Genomic DNA, 23,843 nt, shown 5'->3' on the forward strand with positions numbered 1-23,843 from the left:
TGTCCCCAGTACGTCTCACCAGGTCTTCAGGAGCAGCCATGCACGGCTCCGGCACCACGCCGCCAGTCCGCACTGACGGCGTCGTCATCACCATGCGTGTGCTGTTCCCCATCTGTGCCGTTTTCAGCTGCGGCATGCTGTCCTGCATCCCGCTGCTGCGCATCGCGATCGTGCGCGGGCGGTGGTTCGACTGGGTGGCCGCGTGGGGGAGCATCCCGGCGGCGATCGCGGCCTTCGCCGTCGTCGGGTCGCTGCCCGAAGGCGATGCGCGGACCGACATGGCCCTGTCGTTCGTCCTGCTCCTCGGCGCCGTGAGCGCCGGGTACTTCCTGGTCTTCGACATCCGCCACTACGCACGGCTGCGGGACATCGGCGGCCCGCCCGCCGTGACCGGCCCGCGCGCCCCCTACGGGCCGTACGCCCAGCAGGCCCAGCAGACCCCGTACGGGCAGCAGGCCGCTCCCCAGCAGGCCGCCCCGCCGCAGTACGGCTACCCGAACCCGTACGCGAGCACCCCCGTGGTCAACCCGGCCCCGAACCCGCTGTCGCAACAGCCCCAGCAGCAGCCGCCCGCCCAGCAGCCGCACCCGCACTACCACCACGAGCCGCACGACCAGCCCCAGCACCCCCAGCCGCAGCCCCGCCGGGTGGACCAGGTCCGCGCCGAGCTCGACGAGCTCAGCGACCTCCTGCGCAAGGACCAGCGGGGTGACCAGGACCGGTGAACGGACGGATCATCGCCGGGCGGTACGAGCTGTCCACCGTCGTCGGCCAGGGCGGCATGGGCCAGGTCTGGACCGCGTACGACCAGCGCCTCGACCGCCGCGTCGCGGTGAAGCTGCTGCGCCCCGACCGGATGGCCGCCGCCACCGCCGCCGAGGAGATGCGCCGCCGCTTCGTGCGCGAGTGCCGCGTCACCGCCCAGGTCGACCACCCGGGGCTCGTCACCGTCCACGACGCGGGCAGCGACAACGACGACCTCTACCTGGTCATGCAGTACGTCAAGGGCGCCGACCTCGCGGACCACCTGGCCGAGCACGACCCGTACCCGTGGCCCTGGGCCGTTTCGGTCGCCGCGCAGCTGTGCGCCGTGCTGTCCGCCGTGCACGCCGTGCCGATCGTCCACCGCGACCTCAAACCGCGCAACGTCATGGTCAAGCCCGAGGGCACCGTCACCGTCCTGGACCTCGGCGTCGCGTCCGTCCTCGACACCGACACCACCCGCCTCACCCACACCGGCTCGCCCATCGGCAGCCCCGCGTACATGGCCCCCGAGCAGGCGATGGGCGGCGCGGTCGGCCCGTACACCGACCTCTACGCACTCGGTGTCCTGCTCCACGAACTGCTCAGCGGCAACGTCCCCTTCGCCGGATCGACCGTCCTGGGGGTCCTCCACCGCCACCTGTACGAGCCGCCACTGCCCGTGCGCCAGCTCCGCCAGGACGTCCCCGAGCCGCTCGAAGCCCTCGTCCTGCGGCTGCTCGCCAAGGACCCGCAGCACCGCCCCTCCTCCGCCCAGGAGGTCTACGAGGCGCTCGTCCCGCTGCTGCCGGCGCACGGCGGCGTACCGTCGGGGCCGCTCGACCCCACCCGCCCCTTCCTGCGCCCGCACGCCCCCTGGCCCGACCGCGCCACCGCGCCGCCCGTCGCCCAGCCCACCCCCGTGCAGGCGCAGCCGGACGTCGCGAGCGCCGTCGACGAGGTCAAGCAGCTCCTCGGCGAGGGGCGCATCACCCAGGCCGTCGACATCCTCGGCGGCATCCTCCCGGCCGCCGCCGCCCAGCACGGCGAGCGCTCCCCGGTGGTCCGCATCCTGCGCAAGCAGTACGCCGCGACACTGCTGGACGACGGCCAGTACCGCCGCGCCCTGCCCGAGCTGCGCCGCCTCGCCGACGACCGGGCCGCCGAGGCGGGCCTGGCCGATTTGCAGGCGCTCCAGTTCCGCTACGACGCTGCGCAGTGCCTCGAACAGCTCGGCGAACCGGCCGCGGCGCTCGCCGAGTACCGGAGCCTTCTTCCGTACTACGAGAACCAGTACGGCAGCGGCGGCGCGCCGACGGAGGCCACCGCCCGTGCCTTCGACATCCGCCACCGCACGGCGAACCTGCTCCTCGCGATGGGCGACCACGCCGCCGCGCACGCGCAGTTGCAGAGCCTGCTGTACGACGCGGAGCTGGCGTACGGGCCGTACCACCAGCTCCCGTCCGAGGTCCGCCGCGCCCTCGACCGCCACCAGCGGATGCGCAGCGCCTGAGCCGACGGCGACGCGGGCCCGTGCTCCCGGTCAGCCCGCCCGCAGGAAGGCGGACGTGGCGACCCGGCCCACCAGGGTGAGCCGGCTGTCGCCGCCCGCCAGGTGCTTGTCCAGCGCGTCCTTGACACCGGGCCAGCGGGCGTCGCCGTAGTCGTCGAGAACGACGACGGCGTCCGGCGCGGCGATCAGCTCCGCCCACTCCAGGTCGGCGAGTACGCCCTCGAAGGAGTGGTCGCCGTCGACGACGATCACGCCGTACTTCCGGTCGGAGACCTCCGCCCGCACCGCCGGGTCCCCCGAGAAGCCCTTCCGGATCCGCGCGCCGGTGCCGGGACGGCCGCCGCCGAGCGCCAGGTTGGCCCGTACGACGTCCTCACGCACTGGTGTCCCCGTCGGTTCCTCGTAGTCGGAGGTGCCCGGCTGGAGCTGCGAGCCGGCGAGCGGGTCGACGATCGTCAGCGTCGCCTCGATGCCCGTGCGGTGCAGCATCCGCATCAGGGCGGCCGCGAACAGTCCGTGCAGCGTGCCGATTTCGAGCACTTCGAGTACGTCGCCGTTCCCGCCCCGCGGCCGAGCGAGCAGCGGGACCGTGGCGAGCTTGCCGCACACGTTGGACGTACCGCCCGCCATCCGGCCGACGCCCAGCGCCTCCAGGGCCACCACATTGCGGTAGGCGACGGTCACATTGCGGCGGGCGCGCTCGCCCGCGTCCGTGGTGGCGGCGACCTCGCGCACGAGCGTGTCGATCTGTTCGGGCGTCGGCATGCGGTGCTGGCCGCGACCGGTGCGGTCGAGCAGCATGCCGAGGCCGTGCTGTTTGCGCCGCAGTTCGGCGACTTCACGGCGGAGCCCCGCGGTGTGACGTGAGATGCGCTGGTCGACGAGCGCGGCGACGGGGCGCAGGGCCCACTTCGTCAGCCGGTTGCTCAGCAGAGATGGCATGGGGGATTCGCCTCTGGGCTCGGTCCTGTGGGTGGGGGGCAGGCGCCGACCGTACGCCCGGGCTCACACCGTGCGGGCCACGAGCCGGTGGTCCTCGGGTGAAGTCTTCGTGTGGCTCGTGCGACGCCGTGCCAGGGCCCGGGGCACGACGCCCAGCGCGGTGAGCACGAGCAGCGACAGCCCGCCGACGAGCCCGCCGGTCTTCAGCCCGGGAGGACTGAACGCGCAGGTCACCTCGCGCGAACCGCCGCCGTTGCCGCCGCCGTCGAGGGGTACGGCGACGAGCCCCAGGTAGGAGCCGGCGGGCCGCGCCTTCGCGCCGTCCGTACCGCAGCTCCAGCCGGCGATCCGCGGCACGGCGAGCACCGCCGTTCCCCGGGCGCCGGGCGGCAGCGCCGCCCGGACACCGCTGTCGGTGACCCGCACCGAGGTCGCGCCGCCCGACCGGAGGCGGTCCACGGCGGTGGCCAGCCGGTCCCGGTCCAGGCAGCCGACGCTCTCGCGCGGCAGGCTGCCGGCGCCGGTGCCCTTCAGCGCGACGGCGACGCGGCCGTCGCGCGGTACGGCGCCGAGCGGCTGCATCGCGGCCCGCCGCGCGGGCACGCTGCCGCGCAGCTCGGCCTCCGTACCGGCACCGGCGCCGCGAGCACCGCCGAGCCGCGCCGTACCGGAGAAGCCGGGGGCCCAGAGGAAGACCTCGGCGAGGGCGGGGCAGGTGGCGGTCAGCGTGGCGCCGCGCAGGGTGGTGCGCGGGAGGGTGTAGACGCGGGCGCCCAGCAGCTTCTCCTGGTTGCGGAAGGGGGACGCCCCGAAGCGCGGCTCGGGGCCGGGCGGACGCACGGTGACCAGGCGCGGGACCGCCGCGCGGGTGACCGTCACCTCGCGGTCGTCGGGCCGTGACCAGCCGTGGTGCGGGTCGCGCGGCATGTGGACACGGGCGCCTACGGAGAAGAGGGCGTCGGTGACGGGGTTGTCGAGGCTCTGGACGGCGCGGCCGTTGGACGTCCAGCCGGCGCCGAGAGCGGCGAGCGTGCGGGTGAGGACGCCGGGGGTGTGGCTGCTGTAGTACGCCGCACCCTGACCCCCCACGGTCAACGGGTCGTTGGCGGTGGTCGGTTCACGGCCCGGCTCGGTCCGGTAGGCGGGCCACCCGTCGGCTTCGGCCACCGCGTCCGCCTGGGTCTGCTGGCGGGTGCCCCACGGGGCGTAGTCGTCGAGGTGGGCGAGGCGCTGCCGGTCGGCGTACGCGGTGGTGAGAGCGGCCTGCGTGACCTGCGCGCCGGCCAGGAGCACGGCGGCGGCCACGGCCGGCATCCGGCCCCACCGGGCCCCGCCGCGCCCCGCCAGCAGCACCGCCCCCACGGTCGCCGCCACCCCCGTCACCACGAGCGGATACGTCCACGACGTGATCCGGGGGCTCGTCGCCGCGCCCACGGCCAGCAGCGCGACCACGCCCGTCCCGCCGAGCAGCGCCCGCCGCCCCGGCCAGCCGTACGAGAGCGACACCCAGGCCGCTGCCACAAGGACCCCGGCCAGCACGAACGTCTGCCGGTACGGGCTGCCGTTCGGCGTGGCGAAGACGTGCCACACCAGATGCGTCGGCCCCCACTGCATCGACACCGCCACCGCGACCACGAGCAGCGTCCACGCCCGCCGCTCGCGCCCGGGCACCGACCGGTTGAACAGCAGGGTGCCGGCGAGCACGAGCCCGCCCGTGCCGAGGAAAGCGGCGGGCGTGAAGAAGCTGTACGTCGCCGGGAGCGCCCGCGCGAACACGTCGGTCCATCCCGACGGCGCGAACTCCCGCGTCCAGCCTGGGTACGCGTGCTTCGACCCGAGGAAGACGACGGCCAGCAGGGGCGCCGCCAGTCCGATCCCGAGCAGCGTGGTGCCGGCCGCGCGCAGCAGCACGCCCAGCCGCTCCCGTACCGGCACGGAACGGTCGTCGGTCAGCAGCCGCAGCAGGAGGACCAGCGCGGCCCCGAGGGTCGCCATGTACGCCGTGTAGAAGTTCGCCGCCCACGCCAGCGCCACGATCACGGGGCCCAGGACGCGGTGGCGGCCCGTACGCGCCCACTCGCCCACCAGGCACAGCAGCGGGAACGCGATCAGGCCGTCCATCCACATCGGGTTGTAGACGGCCTCGGTGACCGCCCACCCGCACAGCGCGTACGACGCCCCCAGGACCCCGGCGGCCCACCACGGGCCCCCGCGCCCGCTCGCACTCCCGCCCCCGCGTCCAAGAGCGAGCAGGAGCACGGTCATCGCGGCCGCCGCGGCGGCCATCTTCAGGACGGTGATCACATACACGGCCAGGTCGATCCCGTCGCGCGGGAAGAGCCCGACGAGCAGCGCGAAAGGGCTGCTGACGTACGTACCGATGTCGGGCAGGAAGCTCGTGCCGTACCCGGACTGCCAGTTGAGCAGCACCCCGCCGTCCGCGCGCCCGTGCAGCAGGTCCCACAGACGGGCGTGGTACGGCACGAACTGGTTGCCGAGGTCGTTCACGGCGCGCGTGCGCGGTCCGAAGGGAAAGGAACGGGCGATCGCGTCACCGGCGCCCACCGAGACCACCGTGATCAGCGCGGACAGCGCCGCCGCACGGCCTCTGGCCGCTTCCGCAATCGACATGGTGATCCTTCTACTGCGCCCGATACCGAATAAGCCAGCATGTGACGGAAAAAGAGATCTCAATGACACCGCCACAGCCCGAAAACGCACAGGGCGCGGTGAGTTCACGCACTGGTTGCCGACACGTCATGTGGAAAGTCGGACTCCGCCATTTCCGACGGCTGTTCTTCGCTGAGCTGACTGCCTGGAGGAGAGAGCCGTGCTCATCTCGATCGTCGTCCCGTGCTTCAACGAAGAGGAGATCGTCCGCCGCTTCCACGAGCACGTGACAGAAGAGCTCGGAAGTCTCGGCCACCCCGTCGAACTGGTCTATGTCGACGACGGAAGCAAGGACGGCACGCTCGCGATTCTTCAGGAGATCGCGAAATCCGATCACCGCGCGCGCTATGTCTCCTTCAGCCGAAATTTCGGCAAGGAGGCCGCGATGCTGGCCGGTCTGCGCAACGCCTCCGGCGACGCGGTCGTCATCATGGACGCCGACCTCCAGCACCCGCCGGAACTGGTCCGCCGCATGGTGGCGCTGCACGAGCAGGGCTTCGACCAGGTCATTGCCCGCCGTACCAGGAAAGGCGACCGGGTCACGCGTACGCTTACCGCCCGTGCGTACTACCGGCTCATCAACCGCCTGGTCGACGTCGAGCTCGTCGACGGCGTCGGAGATTTCCGCATGCTGTCCCGCCGCAGCGTCGACGCCGTACTGGAACTCACCGAGTACAACCGCTTCTCCAAGGGCCTGTTCGCCTGGGTGGGATTCAGCACCGTCACCTTCGAGTACGAGAATGCCGTACGCGAAGAGGGCCGTTCGAAATGGACCTTCTCCAAGCTTCTCAACTACGGACTCGACGGCCTCATCTCCTTCAACGACAAACCGCTGCGGATCGCCCTCTATCTCGGTCTGCTCCTGGTTGCCGTCGCCATGGCGTATTCGACGTGGATTGTCGGTGTCGCCCTCGTGAACGGAGTGGAAACCCCCGGCTTCGTCACCCTGCTCGTCGCCGTCACCGCGCTCGCCGGAGTGCAGATGCTGATGATCGGCGTGATCGGCGAATACGTCGGACGCATTTATTACGAGGTGAAGCGCCGACCGCACTTCCTGGTGAAGGCGACCAATGTGGAGCCGGCGCCCGTCGCGCCCGCCCACCTGCGGGGCCGGGAGCTCGTACGCCGATGATCCGTCGCCAGCTGGTCAGGTTCGCCCTGGTGGGAGTGGTGAACACCGGGACCTACTACGCCTGCTACCTGCTGCTGCTGCCCTGGCTGCCGTACGTCGGCGCGCACGTCCTGGCCTTCGCCCTCAGCATGACCGGCTCGTTCTTCCTCAACTGCCGGTTCACCTACAACACGCGCCCCACCTGGCGGAAGTTCCTGCTCTTCCCGCTCACCAACGCGGCGAACTTCGTGATTACCACAGCCGGTGTGTATCTCCTCGTGGACGTCCTGCGGCTGAACAGTACGTACGCCCCGCTGATCGCGGCCGCCGCGGCGATCCCGATCACCTTCGTCGTCTCCCGCATGATCATGCTCGGCGGTCCCGCTCCCGACTCCCGGGACAGCGCATCCACGAACACGAACGAATCGTTGGGCGAATCAGTGGCCCGGACCACTCCGACTGCCTAACATCGATCACCGCAAGGTCGTTCGTCGCACTTTCGTTGCTATGCCGCACGATCACCGCCGGGAGGCACCCTTTGCACCGCCGCCGTCGCACCGCGCTCTCCGTCTCCGCCGCGCTCCTGGTCGCGGCGCCGTTCCTCGCCGCGTGCGGCAACGAGGCGCATCCTGGGGCGGCGGCCGTCGTCGGCGGTGGCCGTATCGAGGTCTCCGCGCTCCAGGCGCAGGTCAAGGACGTACGCCAGGCCCAGCAGACATCGCCGCAGGCCGCCCAGATGATCAGTTCGACCGGGCAGCTCGGCCGCGCCAAGCTCTACGACCTCATCGTGAACCGGATCGTGCAGCGCGCGGCCGAGGACGCGGGCGTGAGCGCCAGCCGCAAGGAGATCCAGCGGGCGCGGGCGGAAGCGGCCGGACAGGCGGGCGGTGAGGAGCAGCTCGCGGCCATGTACCTCCAGCAGCGCGGCGTGTCCCCGGACCAGATCGACGAGGCCCTGCGCAGGGACGTGCTGGTGGGCAAGCTGGCGGAGAAGATCGGCGCGACGAACACCCCCGAGGGCCAGCAGAAGGTCAACGAGGCGTTCATCGCCGCGTCCAAGGCGCTCCACATCGACGTGAACCCGCGGTACGGCACGTGGGACGACCAGAAGATGCAGCTGGGCGACTACAAGACCCCGTGGATCACCCAGGTGACGAAGGAAGAGGCGGCGCCGCAGGCACCCGAGGCGGGCGCATAGCCGCCCGGCCCCCCGGGGTGTCGTACCGGCGAGGTACGTTCGACAGGTGACCAGCGAAGCATCCGCACCCGCCCCCGCACCGGCCGCCCCGGGGCGCATCGTCCTCCTGACCGCCAGCCACCGCGTCGCGCCCGGGCTGCTGTCCTGGCCCGCGTGGCAGACGCTGCGCGCCGCCGACCTGGTGCTGTGCGCCGACGCGGGCCACCCGCAGCTGCCGTACCTGCGCGAGGCCGGCGTGGCGGTCGAGCACGCGGCTCCGACCGCCCAGGAGCTGGTCGACGCCTGCGAGGGCGACCGCACGGTGGTCGTGCTGCCGTCCGGCGAGGGCGACCAGGCCCTCACCGACGGCCTGGCGAGGCTGGCCGGTTCGGGCCGGGTCCAGATGCCGAACCTGGAGCTGCTGCCCGGCTCGTACGACCTGCCGGGCGCGCGCCTCCTGGACCTGGTGCAGGTGATGGACCGCATCCGCCTCGAATGCCCGTGGTCCTCGCAGCAGACCCACAAGGGCCTCGCGAAGTACGGCATCGAGGAGGCGTACGAACTGGTCGAGGCGATCGAGGACGGCGACCGCGAGGAGCTGCGCGAGGAGCTCGGCGACGTACTCCTCCAGGTCGTCTTCCACGCGCGCATCGCGCAGGACGACCCGGAGGAGCCCTTCTCGATCGACGACGTGGCCGGCACGATCGTCGAGAAGCTCATCCACCGCCACCCGCACGTCTTCGGCGACGACACCGCCGAGACCCCCGAGGACGTCAAGGCGCACTGGCTCCGCACGAAGGCGATCGAGAAGCAGCGCGAGTCGGCCACGGACGGCGTCCCCCTCGGCCAGCCCGGCCTCGCCCTCGCCGCGAAGCTCTCCTCCCGCGTCCGCCACGCGGACCTCGACGTGCCCCTGCCCACGGGCGAAGGCATCGGCTACGAACTGCTGGCCATGGCCGTACGGGCGGAAGAAGCGGGCGTGGACCCGGAAGCCGCCCTCCGGGCAGCGGCCCGCACCTACCGCGACGCGATCCGCTCGGCGGAGCACCACACCGGCTGACCCTTCCGAAGGCCCCTGCCCGGTTACGGCGCCGGGCGGTGGTCCCGCGAGCGGCCGATACTGTCGGAGGATGTCCGAGCAGCCGTCCCCCGCCCCCGCGCCCGAGCTCTTCACCTGGGAGTTCGCCACCGATCCCTATCCGGCGTACGCCTGGCTGCGGGAGCACTCGCCCGTGCACCGGACGTCGCTGCCCAGTGGGGTCGAGGCGTGGCTGGTGACGCGGTACGCCGACGCGCGGCAGGCGCTCGCCGACCAGCGGCTGTCCAAGGACCCGGCTCACCACGCCGGCTCCGCGCACGCCAAGGGGAAGACGGGGATCCCCGGCGAGCGCAAGGCGGAGCTCATGACACATCTGCTGAACATCGACCCGCCGGACCACACGCGCCTGCGGCGGCTGGTGTCGAAGGCGTTCACCCCGCGCACGGTGGCCGAGTTCGCGCCGCGGGTGCAGGAGCTGACCGACCAGCTCATCGACGCCTTCGCGGAGAAGGGCGAGGCGGATCTGATCCATGACTTCGCCTTCCCGCTCCCCATCTACGCGATCTGCGACCTGCTCGGCGTACCGCGCGAGGACCAGGACGACTTCCGCGACTGGGCCGGCATGATGATCCGGCACGGCGGCGGGCCGCGCGGGGGAGTGGCGCGGTCGGTCAAGAAGATGCGCAACTACCTCGCCGAGCTCATCCACCGCAAAAGGGAAGAGCCGGGCGACGACCTCATCTCGGGACTCATCCGCGCCAGCGACCACGGCGAGCACCTCACCGAGAACGAGGCGGCGGCGATGGCCTTCATCCTGCTGTTCGCCGGATTCGAGACGACGGTCAATCTCATCGGCAACGGCGTGTACGCGCTGCTGCGGCATCCGGAGCAGCGCGAGCGCCTCCAGCGCGCTCTGGCCGAAGGCGATACGGAGCTGCTCGCCACCGGCGTCGAGGAACTGCTGCGCTACGACGGGCCGGTGGAGCTCGCGACCTGGCGGTACGCCACCGAGCCGCTGACCCTCGGCGGCCGGGACATCGCCGCCGGCGATCCGGTGCTCGTCGTACTGGCCGCCGCCGACCGGGACCCCGAGCGCTTCAGCGAGCCCGACACGCTCGACCTCTCGCGCCGCGACAACCAGCACCTCGGCTACGGGCACGGCATCCACTACTGCCTCGGCGCCCCGCTGGCCCGGCTCGAAGGGCAGGCGGCGATCGCGACGCTGCTGCGGCGTCTTCCCGACCTGCGACTCGCGGCGGACCCTGACGATCTGCGGTGGCGGGGCGGCCTGATCATGCGCGGACTGCGCACCCTACCCGTCACATTCGGTACGGAGCGAAAGTGACGCTGTGTCATTTCGAGACCTTCACGTGATCTGCGCTGCATCGACTTGTGACAAACGTTCGAGTACCGCTACGTTCACCGTCAACCTCAGCCGTCACTCGAAAGGCAACCGCATGCGCTCCGGGAACGGTAGACACCGCCGCCCCCGTCAGGCTCCGGCTCTCGTCGTCGCGGCAGGAGTCGCCGGATCGGCCATCGCCATCCCGCTGCTCGGCGCGAGCGGCGCGTCCGCTGCCGAAGCCACGACCTGGGACCGGGTCGCCGATTGTGAGAGCGGCGGCATGTGGAGCGCCGACCTCGGCAACGGCTACTACGGCGGACTCCAGTTCTCCCCGGAGACCTGGCAGAAGTTCGGCGGTACGGCCTACGCGCCGCGCGCCGACCTCGCCAGCCGCTCCCAGCAGATCCAGGTCGCCGAGAAGGTGCTCGCGGAGCAGGGCCCCCAGGCGTGGCCCAGTTGCGCGCTCATCTCCGGCCTGACGGAGGGTGACGACGCCGCGTCCGCAGACGGCGCGAGCGCCGGTACGGACGCCGAGCCCAAGGCCGACACGTCGGACGCCGCTCCCGAGGGTTCTCAGAGCCCGGAGCCGGCGGCGCCGAAGGCCGACGCGTCCGCCGGCGCGGGCAAGAAGGGGTCGGGGTCCGCGAAGACCGCCGAGCCCGCCACGCCTCCCGCGTCCGAGGCGTCCAAGGGGTCCGGCGCTCCCGGTACCTCCGAGGAGCCGGGCGGGGCCTCCAAGTCCCCCGCGCCGCCCGCCACCCAGGAGGGCGCGCCCAAGGGCAAGCACCGCGGCGAAGAGGCGCCAGAAAGCTTCGACGCCGTACCCGGCGTATCGGGCATCGAGCGCGAATCGGGCCGCCACGCCTCGCGAGGTGACGGATCGACACGTGATCCTGCCGACACCAAGGCCGCCGTCGGCGCCAAGGACGGCAGCTACACCGTCCGCGACGGCGACAGTCTCTCGGCCATCGCCGACGCGCACGACCTGAGCGGCGGCTGGACGGCGCTCTACGCCGCGAACGAGAAGACGGTCGGCTCCGACCCCGACCTCATCCTCCCTGGCCAGAGCCTCGATCTGGGGTGATTTCGGGGGTAGTTGGGGGCGGTTAAGGCCACTTTGTCCGCATAGAAGCAAGTGAGACAAGGGTCTCTTTGCCTCAACTCGCCCCCCTGACCCCGGCAATCCGGCCGCGCCGCTCCTGACCTGCGCCGATGAGGGGCGGGAAGGGGCGCACAGGGGCGATATATCCCTGATGAGCCTTTTTGAACATCAAGGGCTCATGTGATTACGGTCGGACCGCTCGCCACCGCGGGCCCCGTCGACCGTCACGCCGAATCCTGCCGGCGGCCGGGGGGAACTGACGCGTAAAGCGCCGTAGGCAGGAGCGGGGGACCCAGGTAGGCGCCGGGGGCCGGACGTCGGAAGACGTACGGAAACCGGCTTGGGGTTAAGGCGCGCGACGCGAGTCGCGCGGCCGGGCACTCATTGGCCCGAACCCGACAGCTCACCTCGTAGGCGTCGGTGAGGAGATGTCGCATGCTGTTTTCCAGCAACGCCAAGCACCGTCGCCCGTCCAAGGCCGCTCGTTTCGCAGCGCTCGCCGGCGTCGCCGGTGCCGCTGTCGCCGTCCCGCTGATGGGCGCGACGTCGGCCTCCGCCGCCTCCGTCGAGACCTGGGACGCTGTCGCCCAGTGCGAGTCGGGCGGCAACTGGTCCATCAACACGGGCAACGGCTACTACGGCGGTCTGCAGTTCTCCGCTTCCAGCTGGGCCGCCGCCGGCGGCACGCAGTACGCCCCGACCGCCGACAAGGCGTCGAAGGCGCAGCAGATCGCCACCGCCGAGAAGCTTCTCGACATGCAGGGCCCGGGTGCCTGGGCGTGCGCAGGCGCCGGTGGCCTGACCAACGACGGTGTCGACCCGGGCGTCGACACCTCCGGTTCCTCGCAGAGCCAGAAGCAGGAGCAGCCGCAGCAGCAGGCCGCCCCGCGCGCCGCGGAGCAGCCCGCCTCGCGCAGTGAGGTCCGCTCCGCGCCCAAGGCCGAGGCCGCGAAGCCCGCCGCGCCGAAGTCCTTCGAGAAGGGCGACGGCGAGTACAAGGTGAAGTCCGGCGACACCCTCGGCAAGATCGCCGAGGCGAAGAAGGTCAAGGGCGGCTGGGAGAAGCTGTTCGAGCTGAACAAGGACATCGTCGACGACGCCGATGTCATCTACGTGGGCCAGCAGCTCCACCTGAGCTGACCCGCCATCACCCCCTGAGCACCCCGGCCCGGCGCGTTCCCCCCGTACGCGCCGGGCCGGGGTTTCGCCATTACTGCCCAGTAGGTCGCGTCGCCCCGCCAAGGCGTCCAAGAGTTACGTCCCCAATGCGGGTATTCGGGCCTCTTCTCGTCCCAGGGGGCGGGCGAAGGGCCGCCGACGCCCCCGGGCCGGTTAGGCTCTTGCCGCAAGGCGAAAGTGACCCTGCACCCCTAGCGTCACATCCCAGAAGGAGATGCTCGTGCCGTCCATCGACGTCGTCGTAGCCCGGGAAATCCTGGACTCCCGAGGCAACCCCACGGTCGAGGTCGAGGTCGGCCTCGACGACGGCAGCACCGGTCGTGCTGCTGTTCCGTCCGGTGCCTCCACCGGAGCGTTCGAGGCCATTGAGCTTCGCGACGGTGACCCGAACCGTTACCAGGGCAAGGGTGTCGAGAAGGCCGTCCTCGCCGTCATCGAGCAGATCGGCCCGGAGCTCGTCGGCTACGACGCCACCGAGCAGCGCCTGATCGACCAGGCCATGTTCGACCTGGACGCCACCGAGAACAAGGCGTCCCTCGGCGCCAACGCCATCCTCGGCGTCTCCCTCGCCGTCGCGCACGCCGCCTCCGAGGCGTCCGACCTGCCGCTGTTCCGCTACCTCGGCGGCCCGAACGCGCACCTGCTGCCCGTTCCGATGATGAACATCCTCAACGGTGGGTCGCACGCGGACTCCAACGTCGACATCCAGGAGTTCATGATCGCGCCGATCGGCGCCGAGTCGTTCTCCGAGGCCCTGCGCTGGGGCACGGAGGTCTACCACACCCTCAAGTCCGTCCTGAAGTCCAAGGGCCTGTCCACCGGCCTCGGCGACGAGGGCGGCTTCGCCCCGAACCTGGACTCCAACCGCGCCGCGCTCGACCTCATCCTCGAGGCCATCAAGCAGGCCGGTTACGTCCCCGGTGAGCAGATCGCGCTCGCGCTCGACGTCGCCGCGTCCGAGTTCTACAAGGACGGCTCGTACGAGTTCGAGGGCAAGTCCCGCTCGGCCGCCGAGATGACGGAGTACTACGAGGAGCTCGTCGCGGCGTACCCGCTCGTCTCCATCGAGGACCCGCTCTTCGAGGACGACTGGGCCGGCTGGAAGGTCCTCACCGACAAGCTGGGCACCAAGGTCCAGATCGTCGGCGACGACCTCTTCGTCACCAACCCGGAGCGCCTGGCCCGCGGCATCGAGGAAGGCGCCGCCAACTCGCTGCTCGTGAAGGTCAACCAGATCGGTTCGCTGACCGAGACCCTGGACGCCGTCGAGCTGGCGCAGCGCAACGGCTTCAAGTGCATGATGTCGCACCGCTCCGGTGAGACCGAGGACGTCACCATCGCCGACCTCGCCGTCGCCACCAACTGCGGCCAGATCAAGACCGGCGCCCCGGCCCGCTCCGAGCGCGTCGCCAAGTACAACCAGCTGCTGCGCATCGAGGAGATCCTCGACGACGCGGCCGTGTACGCGGGCCGCAGCGCCTTCCCCCGCTTCAAGGGATAGACGCAGCAAGGAACCGTCGCGGCAAGGGTTGAAGACCCCAGCCTCCGTACGTCCCCGCACCCGGTCCCGTACCGTGTGCGGGGACGTACGCGCGTATAAGGGGAGGCGGAGACATGGCCGGGAAGGACCGGGACCGGTTCTCCACTGCGACCAGGCTTCGGCTGCTCGGCGAGCAGACCGCCGCCCGTGTCTACCGCTCGCAGACCCGCCGTCAGGCGCACCGCTCCCGGCTCACCGGCCGGGCCGCGCTGCTCGTCCTCGTCGTGTGCTCCCTGGTCGTGGCGCTCGCCTACCCGATGCGGCAGTACGTGTCGCAGCGCGGCGAGATCGCCGACCAGCAGCGGAAGATGCGCGAGGCGGGCCGGCGCGTCGAGGAGCTGCGCGACGAGAAGGCCCGGCTCAAGGACGACGCGTACATCGAGCGCCTGGCCCGTGAGCACCTCCACCTCGTACGGCCGGGCGAGACGGGCTACACCGTCTACGACCCGGGCGCCCGCGACAGGCGCCGCGAAGACCAGGGGGCCGCCGACCGCCCCTGGTACACGAACCTCTGGGACGGCGTCGACAAGGCCGACCGCACGGGCAACCAGTAAGCACCCTCACCACTCACCACTCGCCACCGAACACGAAGGCACGAACGCACGCATGGACGCCGCACCCCCGACCACCCCGCGCACCGAGCCCACCGAGGCGGACATCGACGCCTTCAAGCAGCAGCTGGGCCGCCCGCCGCGCGGGCTGCGCGCCATCGCGCACCGCTGCCCCTGCGGTCAGCCGGACGTGGTCGAGACGGCCCCGCGGCTGGAGGACGGCACGCCGTTCCCGACGCTGTACTACCTCACCTGCCCGCGCGCGTCCGGCGCGATCGGCACGCTGGAGGGCTCGGGCCTGATGAAGGAGATGCAGGACCGCCTCTCCGAGGACCCGGAGCTGGCCGCCGCCTACCGCGCCGCCCACGAGGACTACATCCGGCGCCGCGACGCGATCGAGGTGCTCCAGGGCTTCCCGAGCGCGGGCGGCATGCCGGACCGGGTGAAGTGCCTGCACGTCCTGGTCGGCCACGCGCTGGCGGCCGGCCCCGGCGTGAACCCGTTCGGCGACGAGGCGCTGGCGCTGCTGCCGGAGTGGTGGGCGAAGGGCCCGTGCGTGACACCGTGCGTGCCGAACACGACGGACGGGGCAGCCCAGGAGGACGCCAAGTGACCCGCACCCGCGTCGCCGCCATCGACTGCGGTACGAACTCCATCCGCCTGCTCGTCGCCGACGCGGACCCCGCGACCGGTGAGCTCGCCGAGATGGACCGACGCATGCAGATCGTCCGCCTCGGCCAGGACGTCGACCGCACCGGCCGCCTGGCCCCCGAGGCGCTGGAGCGCACGTTCGCGGCCTGCCGCGAGTACGCCGGGGCCATCAAGGCGCACGGCGCCGAGCGGATCAGGTTCGTCGCCACGTCCGCCTCCCGCGACGCCGCCAACCGTGACGAGTTCGTACGGGGCGTCCTCGACATCCTGGGCGTGGAGCCCGAGGTCATCACCGGTGACCAGGAGGCCGAGTTCTCCTTCACCGGCGCCACCAAGGAGCTGACCGGCCGCGACGACCTGGCCGGGCCCTACCTCGTCGTGGACATCGGTGGCGGCTCCACCGAGTTCGTCGTCGGTGACGACCACGTTCGGGCCGCCCGCTCCGTCGACATCGGCTGCGTACGGATGACCGAGCGCCACCTCGTGCGCGACGGCGTCGTCAGCGACCCGCCCGACCCCGGCCGGATCGCCGCCATACGGGACGACATCCGCGCCGCGCTCGACCTCGCCGAGGAGACGGTGCCGCTGCGCGAGGCGCACACCCTCGTGGGGCTGGCGGGATCGGTGACGACCGTGGGCGCGATCGCGCTCGGCCTCCAGGCGTACGACTCGGCGGCCATCCACCACTCCCGCGTCCCGTACGAGCGCGTCCGGGAGATCACCGGCGACCTGCTCGCCGCGACCCACGACGAGCGGGCCGCGATCCCCGTCATGCACCCCGGCCGGGTCGATGTGATCGGGGCCGGAGCGCTCGTGCTGCTGGAGATCATGGAGCGCACGGGAGCCCGCGAAGTCGTGGTCAGCGAGCACGACATCCTCGACGGAATCGCTTGGTCCATCGCCTGACGAAGGAACTTCGTGAAGTTCTTCACAAGGAATTGGGGCCTCTCGGCCTACGAATGTGGGTCCAGAAGCCCTTCCGAGGCTCAACTAGGCGGTGCCACTCGTATCCCGGACCGCTTCCCGCGGGTTGCGCCGGTGTGAACGGGGCCCCCGCCGGGCCGGTGGTCCACCCCCTGAAACCCCCTGTGCGCGCAGCTCACCGGGGGTTTTCAACGTCCGGTCGTACACCGTGGTTCCCCCGGTGCGCCATGACCTGGATCACGTGGGCGGCGGAGTGTAGCAGAGGTGTCCAGAGAGCTTGTGAAGGGGCTCACGAGCCACCCCTCCTCAAGGGGTGGATACTCGATGGCATGAGCACCACGGAGCGTCCCAGGATCCTCGTAGTAGGCGGTGGGTACGTAGGCCTGTACGCAGCACGACGCATTCTCAAGAAGATGCGTTATGCGGAAGCGACCGTCACGGTCGTCGACCCGCGCTCGTACATGACGTACCAGCCCTTCCTCCCCGAAGCTGCCGCCGGCAGCATCTCGCCGAGGCACGTCGTCGTACCCCTGCGACGCGTTCTGCCCAAGGCCGAGGTGCTCACCGGTCGGGTCACGACCATCGATCAGGACCGCAAGGTCGCCACGGTCGCGCCGCTCGTCGGCGAGGCCTACGAGCTGCCCTTCGACTACCTCGTCGTCGCACTCGGCGCGGTTTCCCGCACTTTCCCGATCCCCGGCCTGGCCGAGCAGGGCATCGGCATGAAGGGCGTGGAGGAGGCCATCGGCCTGCGCAACCACGTCCTGGAGCAGCTGGACAAGGCCGACTCCACCACCGACGAGAACGTCCGCCGCAAGGCGCTGACCTTCGTCTTCGTGGGTGGCGGCTTCGCCGGCGCCGAGACCATCGGCGAGGTGGAGGACATGGCCCGCGACGCGGCCAAGTACTACACCAGCGTCAAGCGCGAGGACATGCGCTTCCTGCTCGTCGACGTGGCCGACAAGATCCTCCCCGAGGTCGGGCCCGAGCTCGGCAAGTGGGGCAAGGAGCACCTCGAGGGCCGTGGCATCGAGGTCTACCTCAAGACCGGCATGGACTCCTGCGTGGACGGCCACGTGGTGCTGAACAACGGCCTCGAGGTCGACTCCAACACCATCGTGTGGACCGCCGGCGTGAAGCCGAACCCGGCGCTGGCCCGCTACGGCCTGCCGCTCGGCCCCCGCGGCCACGTGGACACCCAGACGACCCTCCAGGTGCAGGGCTCGGACTACATCTGGGCCGCGGGCGACAACGCCCAGGTCCCGGACGTCGCCGCCCGCAAGGCCGGCGTCGAGAACGCCTGGTGCCCGCCGAACGCCCAGCACGCGCTGCGCCAGGCCAAGGTCCTCGGCGACAACGTGGTCTCCGGCATGCGGGGCTTCCCGCAGAAGGAGTACAGCCACGCCAACAAGGGTGCGGTCGCCGGACTGGGCCTGCACAAGGGCGTCGCGATGATCGTCATGGGCAAGATGAAGATCAAGCTCAAGGGCCGTCTCGCCTGGTACATGCACCGTGGCTACCACGGTCTGGCCGTGCCCACCTGGAACCGCAAGATCCGCGTCGTCGCCGACTGGACCCTCGCGATGTTCCTCAAGCGCGAGGTCGTCTCGCTCGGCGCCATGGAGACTCCGCGCGAGGAGTTCTACGAGGCCGCCAAGCCCGCGCCCGCCCCCGCCGCCAAGACGGGCGCGCCGGCCGGCAGCGAGAAGGCCAAGGCGTCCTGACGCTGCCGCCATCAGCAGGCAGCAGCCAGTAGGCAGTAATGCGCAGCCCGAAGGGGCCGCCCGCCATCCGTGGTGCGGGCGGCCCCTTCGGCGTTTCCGCGGCGCGGTCCGTTCGGCCGCTGGAGTCGCCGGAGCCGCCTGAGTCACCGGAGCCGCCTGAGTCACCGGAGTCGCAGGGGTCGTCACTCGCTTTGCTGATCCCTTGCCCGGCACCGGGATGCTCCCGGGTGTCCTCCGGTGTTGTCTGGGGTGAACGCTCAGTAATCCGGGCAACACTTGTCACGGAGGTGTGCACCATGGCCGACGCCGCCCTGCGGCTGACCACGCTTGCCGAGGAACTCCTCGGGACTCCACTGCCTGTCCGCGTCCGTGCCTGGGACGGAAGCGAGTCCGGCCCCGCCGACGCCCCAGCCATCGTCATCAAGAGCCGTCGCGCGCTGCGCCGACTGCTGTGGAAGCCCGGCGAACTCGGTCTGGCCCGTGCCTGGGTGGCCGGTGAGCTCGACATCGAGGGCGATCTGTACGAGGCCCTCGACCGTATCGCCGGACTGCTCTGGGAGCGCGGCGCCGAGACCAAGTCCGCCGTCCACCCGGTGCGCGACCCGCGCCTGCGCGCAGCCGCCCGCGGCCTGATCGCCCTCGCCGGGCCCTGGCCGCCGCCGCCCCCGCCCGCCGAAGAGGTCAGACGCCGCACGGGCCCGCTGCACACCAGGCGACGCGACAAGGAGGCGATCAGCCACCACTACGACGTGGGCAACGCCTTCTACGGGCTGGTACTGGGCCCCTCGATGGTCTACTCGTGCGCGTACTTCGACGATTCCGCCGAGTCCGACACGTCCCCCGGCGGGATGACGCTCGAAGAGGCCCAGTACGCCAAGCTGGACCTGATCAGCCGCAAGCTGGCGCTGCGGGAAGGGACGCGGCTGCTCGACGTGGGCTGCGGCTGGGGCTCGATGGCGATGCACGCGGCGCGCGAGTACGGCGCGCAGGTCACCGGCATCACCCTCTCCAAGGAGCAGGCGGCGTACGCCCGCAAGCGCATCGCCGACGAGGGCCTGACCGACCGCGTCGAGATCCGGGTGCAGGACTACCGCGATGTCAGCGACGGACCGTACGACGCCATCTCGTCGATCGGGATGGCCGAGCACGTCGGCTCGGTCCAGTACCGGCAGTACGCCGACGACCTGTTCGCCCTGCTCAAGCCCGGCGGGCGGCTGCTCAACCACCAGATCGCGCGGCGCCCGGAGCCGAACGAAGAGGCGTACCACGTGGACGAGTTCATCGACGCGTACGTCTTCCCGGACGGCGAGCTCGCCCCGGTCGGCCGGACCGTGGGAACGCTGGAGGAGGCCGGCTTCGAGGTCCGTGACGTCGAGTCGATCCGTGAGCACTACGCCCTGACGCTGCGCCAGTGGGTCGCCAATCTGGAGGACCACTGGGAAGAGGCCGTGCGGGCGAGCTCATGGGGACGGGCCCGCGTCTGGCAGCTCTACATGGCGGCCTCCGCGCTCTCCTTCGAGCACAACAAGATCGGCGTCAATCAGGTACTGGCCGTACGGCCGGGGGAGGGCGGCAGGTCAGGGATGCCGCTGCGCGCGCGTACGTGGAATCCGACCATCCGATAACGGCCTGATTGCGACTTTCTGACCCCTTTGGCTTCTGGATACGTTCAGCACTCCGGGCTCGGCGAGCAAGGCGGGAGCACAGGATCCGACCGGCCTGTGCCCCGCCTTTCGCGTGCCCGCAGCGTCATGGATGCGTCACGAAGCAAGGGGGATCCACTTGTTTCGCCCCAGAAGGACGTGGCTGCCTGTCCTGGCAGCCATTCTCATGACCACCGCCCTGCTGAACGCCCCGGCAGCCTCCCCGGCGCAGCCGCGAAGCCGGCCGGCGGCCGCGGCGGCCGTCGCGACGGGCGCCACCTTCAACCACCCCGCGGGAACCGCGGCGGAGCAGAGCCGGATCCGCGACCACATCACCGGCCTGGTGAACCGGGCCGCCGCGGGCACCTCGATCACCGTGTCGATGTACACCTTCACCGACGACACCGTCGCCGACGCGCTCGTGGCCGCGAAGCGTCGCGGCGTTTCGGTCAAGGTGATCCTCGACCGCACCTCCGTCACGATGACCGGCGGCGAGTACGACACGCTGGCCGCCGGCCTCGGCACCGACCGGACCAGGCCGTCGTGGGTACTGGCCTGTCCGGCGGGGCGCGGCTGTGTCGGGACGCGGACGCTCCCCGGCGACGCGGACGGCCCGATCAACCACAACAAGTTCTTCCTCTTCTCCTCGGTGGGAGGGTCGGACCCCGTGGTGGTGCAGACCTCGGCCAACATGACCCACACCCAGCGCACGAACCTCTTCAACAACGCGGTGACGATCGTCGGCGCCGGGCTCTACGACATCTACCGGGCGTACTTCGCCGATCTGCTGAAGTACGGGTCGTCGTCCGGCGGGCTGAGCCACTACTACCGGACGCCGTCGAGCGGCGGGTACAAGACCTACTTCTTCCCGCGCCGGGAACGGCAGGGCGCCGGGCACAACAACGACGCCCGGACCGACACCGTCAAGCTCATCCTGGACAACGTCGGCTGTGCGGGCGGCACCCAGGTCCGGATGGCGGCGAACCTGTTCACGCGCGACGAGGTCGCCAAGAAGCTCGTGTCGCTGAAGAACGCGGGCTGTTCGGTACGCCTGGCCCACGACGGGGCGCCACGCTCGATGAGCGCGTCGGTCGAACGGGCCGTGTCCGGCGGTCTCACCGAGCGCGTGCGGTGCTACGAGGACCGGGGGTCCGGGCTGCCGCGGGCCGGTCTGCACTCCAAGTACCTGCTGGTCGAGGGCACGTACGCCGGCGCCGCGGGCCGCAGGCTCGTGTTCACCGGCAGCCACAACTACACGTATCCCGCGCTGCGGTCCAACGACGAGACGCTGCTGAAGATCGACAACGCGACCCTCTTCGGCCAGTACAAGACGAGCCACACCCGGCTGATGAGCTACTGCAAGGGCTCCTGACCCACGCCGAAGGGCCGGCCCCCGGTGGGACCGGCCCTTCGGCACGCCCGCATGCGTACCGCCGCCTACTCGGCCTTGATCGCGTCGAGCATGTTCAGCCTCGCCGCGCTGCGGGCCGGCCACATCGCGGCCAGCACGCCGACGACCGCCGCCAGCAGCAGGAAGACGCCGATCCGGTCCCACGGCAGGACCAGTGCGTAACCCGGCACCTGGTCCCTGACCGTCTGGCCGATGGCCCAGCCCAGGAACGTACCGAGGCCGACACCGATCACCGCGCCGAAGAGCGAGATGACCACGGCCTCCAGCCGGATCATGGTCTTGACCCTGCGCCGGTCGAGGCCGATCGCGCGCAGCATGCCGATCTCCTGCTGACGCTCGAAGACGGACATCGCCAGGGTGTTGATGACACCGAGCACCGCGATCAGCAGGGCCATGCCCAGCAGGCCGTACATGATGTTCAGCATCGTGTTGATCATGCCGCCGAACTGGTTGCGGATGTCCTGCTGGTCCATCACGCTGATCGCCGGGTTCTGCCCCAGCGCGTCCACGAGCGCCTTCTCGTTCGCCTCGCTCGCGCCGCCGTCCGTCTTCACCCAGATCTCGCGGATGTACGGCTTGGCCTGGTGTTCGGTGACGGTCTTCTGGTCGATGAGGACCGGCGAGAGGAACTCGTTGCCCTTGTACGTCGCGCCGACCTTCAGCTTCCCCTTCTTGCCGTCGGCCCACTTCACCGGCACGCTGTCGCCGACCTTGAAGCCGCGGCTCTTCGCCGTCTTGTCGTCGACCGCTATCGCGCCCTCGGCGAGCGAGTCCAGCGAGCCGGCGACCGGCGTGACGTTGATGACCCGCTCGATGTCGCCCGGCGTGACGCCGGAGGCGGCGGCCCACTCGCCCTTGAGGTCGAAGTCGGCGGCCGTCTGCGGCGAGACCGCGGACACGCCCGGCGCCTTCTCCAGCGCGCTGAGCGCCGACGTGTCCAGCGAACCGCCGCCGGCCATCGTGAACATGTAGTCGGCCTTGATGTTGTCCGTGGTCATCTTGTCCACGGCCCGGCCCATCGTGACGCCCAGCACGGACAGCCCGGTGACCAGAGTGAGGCCGATGGCCAGCGCCGACGCGGTGGCTCCGGTGCGCCGCGGGTTGCGGACCGCGTTCTGGCCGGCCAGCGTGCCCGACACCCCGAAGAGCTTGCTGATCAGCGGCCGTACGAGCGCGATGACCGGGCGGGACAGCAGCGGGATCAGCACGATGATGCCGATCAGCGCGAAGAACGCGCCGGCCCCGATGAGCATCCGGCCGTCCTTGCCGGCCGCCGCGCCGGCGAGGATGCCGGCGGCGCCCAGCAGCGTGATGAAGCCGCCGATGGAGTTGCGTACGACGAGCGACTTGGTGGTCGCCACGGCGTGCACGCTGCTCATCGCCGCCACCGGCGGGATCTTCGCGGCCCGGCGGGCGGGCAGCCACGCGGCGAGCATGGTGACCAGGACGCCGACCGCGAAGGCGGCGGCGACCGCGGTGGGCGAGACGATCAGCGGACCGGCCGGCATCTTCGCGCCGAACATGGACATCGCGGAGCGCAGCCCGGTCGCGAGGCCGAGTCCGAGGGCGAAGCCGACCACGGAGGCGATCGCGCCGACCACCATGGCTTCGAGCAGTACGGAGCGCTTGACCTGGCGGCGCGAGGCGCCGACCGCGCGCATCAGCGCCAGTTCCTTGGTGCGCTGGGCGACCAGCATGGTGAAGGTGTTGGAGATCAGGAAGACGCCGACGAAGAGCGCTATCGCGGCGAAGCCGAGCAGTACCTGGTTGAGGGTGCTCAGACCCTCCTCGATCATCTTCGCCTGGTCGTCGGCGAGCTCCCTGCCCGTCTGGGCCTCGGCCTCCTTGGGCAGCAGCGGCTTCACCGCGTCGAGCAGCTTCTGCTCGGACGTGCCGGAGGCGGCGGCGATCGTGACGTCCTTGAAGTGGCCGGGCGTCAGGTAGAGCTTCTGGGCGGCAGGGGTCTCGAAGAGCACCAGCGAGCCGCCGGCGTTGACCTGGCCGTCCTCGGTGGTGAAGACGCCGGAGAGGGTGTACTCCTTCACCGGGCCGTTGGTCGCGACCCGCACGGTGTCACCCGTCCGGTACTCGCCCTTGTCGGCGGTGGCCTTGTCGAGAGCGATCTCACCGGCCTTCGCGGGGCCGGAGCCGTCGGTGAAGTCGTACGCCGGGTCCTTGCCGTTCGCGCCCGGCTCGAAGTTCGCTCCGGTGTTCGACCAGCCGTTGCCGATCAACTTGCCGTCGGGGTCGGCGACCCCGGCGAAGCCGGAAACCCGGCCGGTGGCGGAGGCGACGCCGTCCAGGCCCTGGATCTTCTTCAGGGTCCGGGCGTCTATCCCCTGTTCCTTCTTGCTGTTCTCCATGTCGGGGTACGTGGTGACCGCGACGGCGACGTCCTTGTAGCTCTTGGCGGACTGGTTGCTGTAGGCGTTGGAGAGGGTGTCGGTGAAGACCAGGGTGCCGGACACGAAGGCCACGCCGAGCATTACGGCGAGCACGGTCATCAGCAGCCTGGCCTTGTGCGCGAGCACATTGCGCAGGGCGGTACGGAACATGTTTCTGTCAGTCCTGGTGGTGGAA

Annotated in this window: 19 protein-coding genes and 1 riboswitch; of the genes, 16 read left to right on the forward strand and 3 right to left on the reverse strand. The window is 70.9% G+C overall.

The window, feature by feature from the left end:
* Nucleotides 1–38 precede the first annotated feature (38 nt).
* Nucleotides 39–725: a hypothetical protein gene (locus AS594_RS20590; protein WP_069935200.1), complete on the forward strand. Its 687-nt coding sequence runs from the start codon at nt 39–41 to the stop codon at nt 723–725.
* Nucleotides 722–2,254, forward strand: coding sequence for a serine/threonine-protein kinase (locus AS594_RS20595; RefSeq protein WP_069935201.1), 1,533 nt, complete (start codon nt 722–724; stop codon nt 2,252–2,254). Before AS594_RS20590 ends, AS594_RS20595 begins: the two co-directional genes overlap by 4 nt.
* 30 nt (nt 2,255–2,284) lie before the next feature.
* On the opposite strand, the gene AS594_RS20600 is transcribed toward AS594_RS20595, so the two are convergent.
* On the reverse strand, nt 2,285–3,196 hold the full coding sequence (locus AS594_RS20600) for a class I SAM-dependent methyltransferase (protein WP_069928437.1): 912 nt from the start codon (nt 3,194–3,196) through the stop codon (nt 2,285–2,287).
* 63 nt (nt 3,197–3,259) lie between these two features.
* Nucleotides 3,260–5,827 (reverse strand): YfhO family protein, encoded by a 2,568-nt coding sequence (locus AS594_RS20605; RefSeq protein WP_069935202.1) that lies wholly within the window; start codon nt 5,825–5,827, stop codon nt 3,260–3,262.
* A 199-nt stretch (nt 5,828–6,026) separates the two neighbouring features.
* Between AS594_RS20605 and AS594_RS20610 the strand changes: the two genes are divergently transcribed.
* The 14 genes from AS594_RS20610 to AS594_RS20675 all read left to right on the forward strand — a co-directional run bounded on the left by AS594_RS20610 (nt 6,027) and on the right by AS594_RS20675 (nt 21,224).
* Entirely contained in the window at nt 6,027–6,998 is a 972-nt protein-coding gene (locus AS594_RS20610; protein ID WP_069935203.1) for a glycosyltransferase family 2 protein, read from the forward strand.
* Nucleotides 6,995–7,444, forward strand: coding sequence for a GtrA family protein (locus AS594_RS20615; protein WP_069928440.1), 450 nt, complete (start codon nt 6,995–6,997; stop codon nt 7,442–7,444). The genes AS594_RS20610 and AS594_RS20615 overlap by 4 nt, the downstream gene beginning before the upstream one ends.
* Before the next feature lie 71 nt (nt 7,445–7,515).
* Complete coding sequence (locus AS594_RS20620; RefSeq protein ID WP_069928441.1) at nt 7,516–8,175, forward strand: SurA N-terminal domain-containing protein; 660 nt, start codon at nt 7,516–7,518, stop codon at nt 8,173–8,175.
* Nucleotides 8,176–8,221: 46 nt separating this feature from the next.
* On the forward strand, nt 8,222–9,214 hold the full coding sequence (locus tag AS594_RS20625; RefSeq protein ID WP_069935204.1) for a nucleoside triphosphate pyrophosphohydrolase: 993 nt from the start codon (nt 8,222–8,224) through the stop codon (nt 9,212–9,214).
* 70 nt (nt 9,215–9,284) lie between these two features.
* Nucleotides 9,285–10,538, forward strand: coding sequence for a cytochrome P450 family protein (locus tag AS594_RS20630; protein WP_069935205.1), 1,254 nt, complete (start codon nt 9,285–9,287; stop codon nt 10,536–10,538).
* A gap of 112 nt (nt 10,539–10,650) precedes the next feature.
* Nucleotides 10,651–11,622 (forward strand): LysM peptidoglycan-binding domain-containing protein, encoded by a 972-nt coding sequence (locus tag AS594_RS20635; RefSeq protein ID WP_069928444.1) that lies wholly within the window; start codon nt 10,651–10,653, stop codon nt 11,620–11,622.
* 277 nt (nt 11,623–11,899) lie between these two features.
* Nucleotides 11,900–12,072, forward strand: a riboswitch (cyclic di-AMP (ydaO/yuaA leader).
* A gap of 3 nt (nt 12,073–12,075) precedes the next feature.
* On the forward strand, nt 12,076–12,780 hold the full coding sequence (locus AS594_RS20640) for a LysM peptidoglycan-binding domain-containing protein (protein WP_069932383.1): 705 nt from the start codon (nt 12,076–12,078) through the stop codon (nt 12,778–12,780).
* Between the two features lie 253 nt (nt 12,781–13,033).
* The gene (eno, locus tag AS594_RS20645) at nt 13,034–14,320 is read left to right on the forward strand and encodes a phosphopyruvate hydratase (protein WP_069928446.1); all 1,287 of its coding nucleotides are present in this window, start codon (nt 13,034–13,036) and stop codon (nt 14,318–14,320) included.
* Nucleotides 14,321–14,433: 113 nt separating this feature from the next.
* Entirely contained in the window at nt 14,434–14,913 is a 480-nt protein-coding gene (locus AS594_RS20650) for an FtsB family cell division protein (RefSeq protein WP_069928447.1), read from the forward strand.
* Between the two features lie 52 nt (nt 14,914–14,965).
* A complete protein-coding gene (locus AS594_RS20655) occupies nt 14,966–15,523 on the forward strand; it encodes a DUF501 domain-containing protein (protein ID WP_069935206.1) in 558 nt (185 codons plus the stop codon).
* A complete protein-coding gene (locus AS594_RS20660) occupies nt 15,520–16,467 on the forward strand; it encodes a Ppx/GppA phosphatase family protein (protein WP_069935207.1) in 948 nt (315 codons plus the stop codon). Before AS594_RS20655 ends, AS594_RS20660 begins: the two co-directional genes overlap by 4 nt.
* 347 nt (nt 16,468–16,814) lie before the next feature.
* Nucleotides 16,815–18,209 carry an NAD(P)/FAD-dependent oxidoreductase gene (locus AS594_RS20665; RefSeq protein ID WP_069928450.1) on the forward strand — a complete coding sequence of 465 codons (1,395 nt, stop codon included), beginning with the start codon at nt 16,815–16,817 and terminating at the stop codon, nt 18,207–18,209.
* Nucleotides 18,210–18,505: 296 nt separating this feature from the next.
* Complete coding sequence (locus AS594_RS20670) at nt 18,506–19,834, forward strand: SAM-dependent methyltransferase (RefSeq protein ID WP_069935208.1); 1,329 nt, start codon at nt 18,506–18,508, stop codon at nt 19,832–19,834.
* A 205-nt stretch (nt 19,835–20,039) separates the two neighbouring features.
* Nucleotides 20,040–21,224 (forward strand): phospholipase D-like domain-containing protein, encoded by a 1,185-nt coding sequence (locus AS594_RS20675; RefSeq protein ID WP_240509060.1) that lies wholly within the window; start codon nt 20,040–20,042, stop codon nt 21,222–21,224.
* A gap of 65 nt (nt 21,225–21,289) precedes the next feature.
* On the opposite strand, the gene AS594_RS20680 is transcribed toward AS594_RS20675, so the two are convergent.
* Nucleotides 21,290–23,818: an ABC transporter permease gene (locus AS594_RS20680; RefSeq protein WP_069935210.1), complete on the reverse strand. Its 2,529-nt coding sequence runs from the start codon at nt 23,816–23,818 to the stop codon at nt 21,290–21,292.
* Between the last annotated feature and the right edge of the window lie 25 nt (nt 23,819–23,843).

Source organism: Streptomyces agglomeratus (genome assembly GCF_001746415.1).
GTDB classification, from domain to species: Bacteria; Actinomycetota; Actinomycetes; order Streptomycetales; family Streptomycetaceae; genus Streptomyces; species Streptomyces agglomeratus.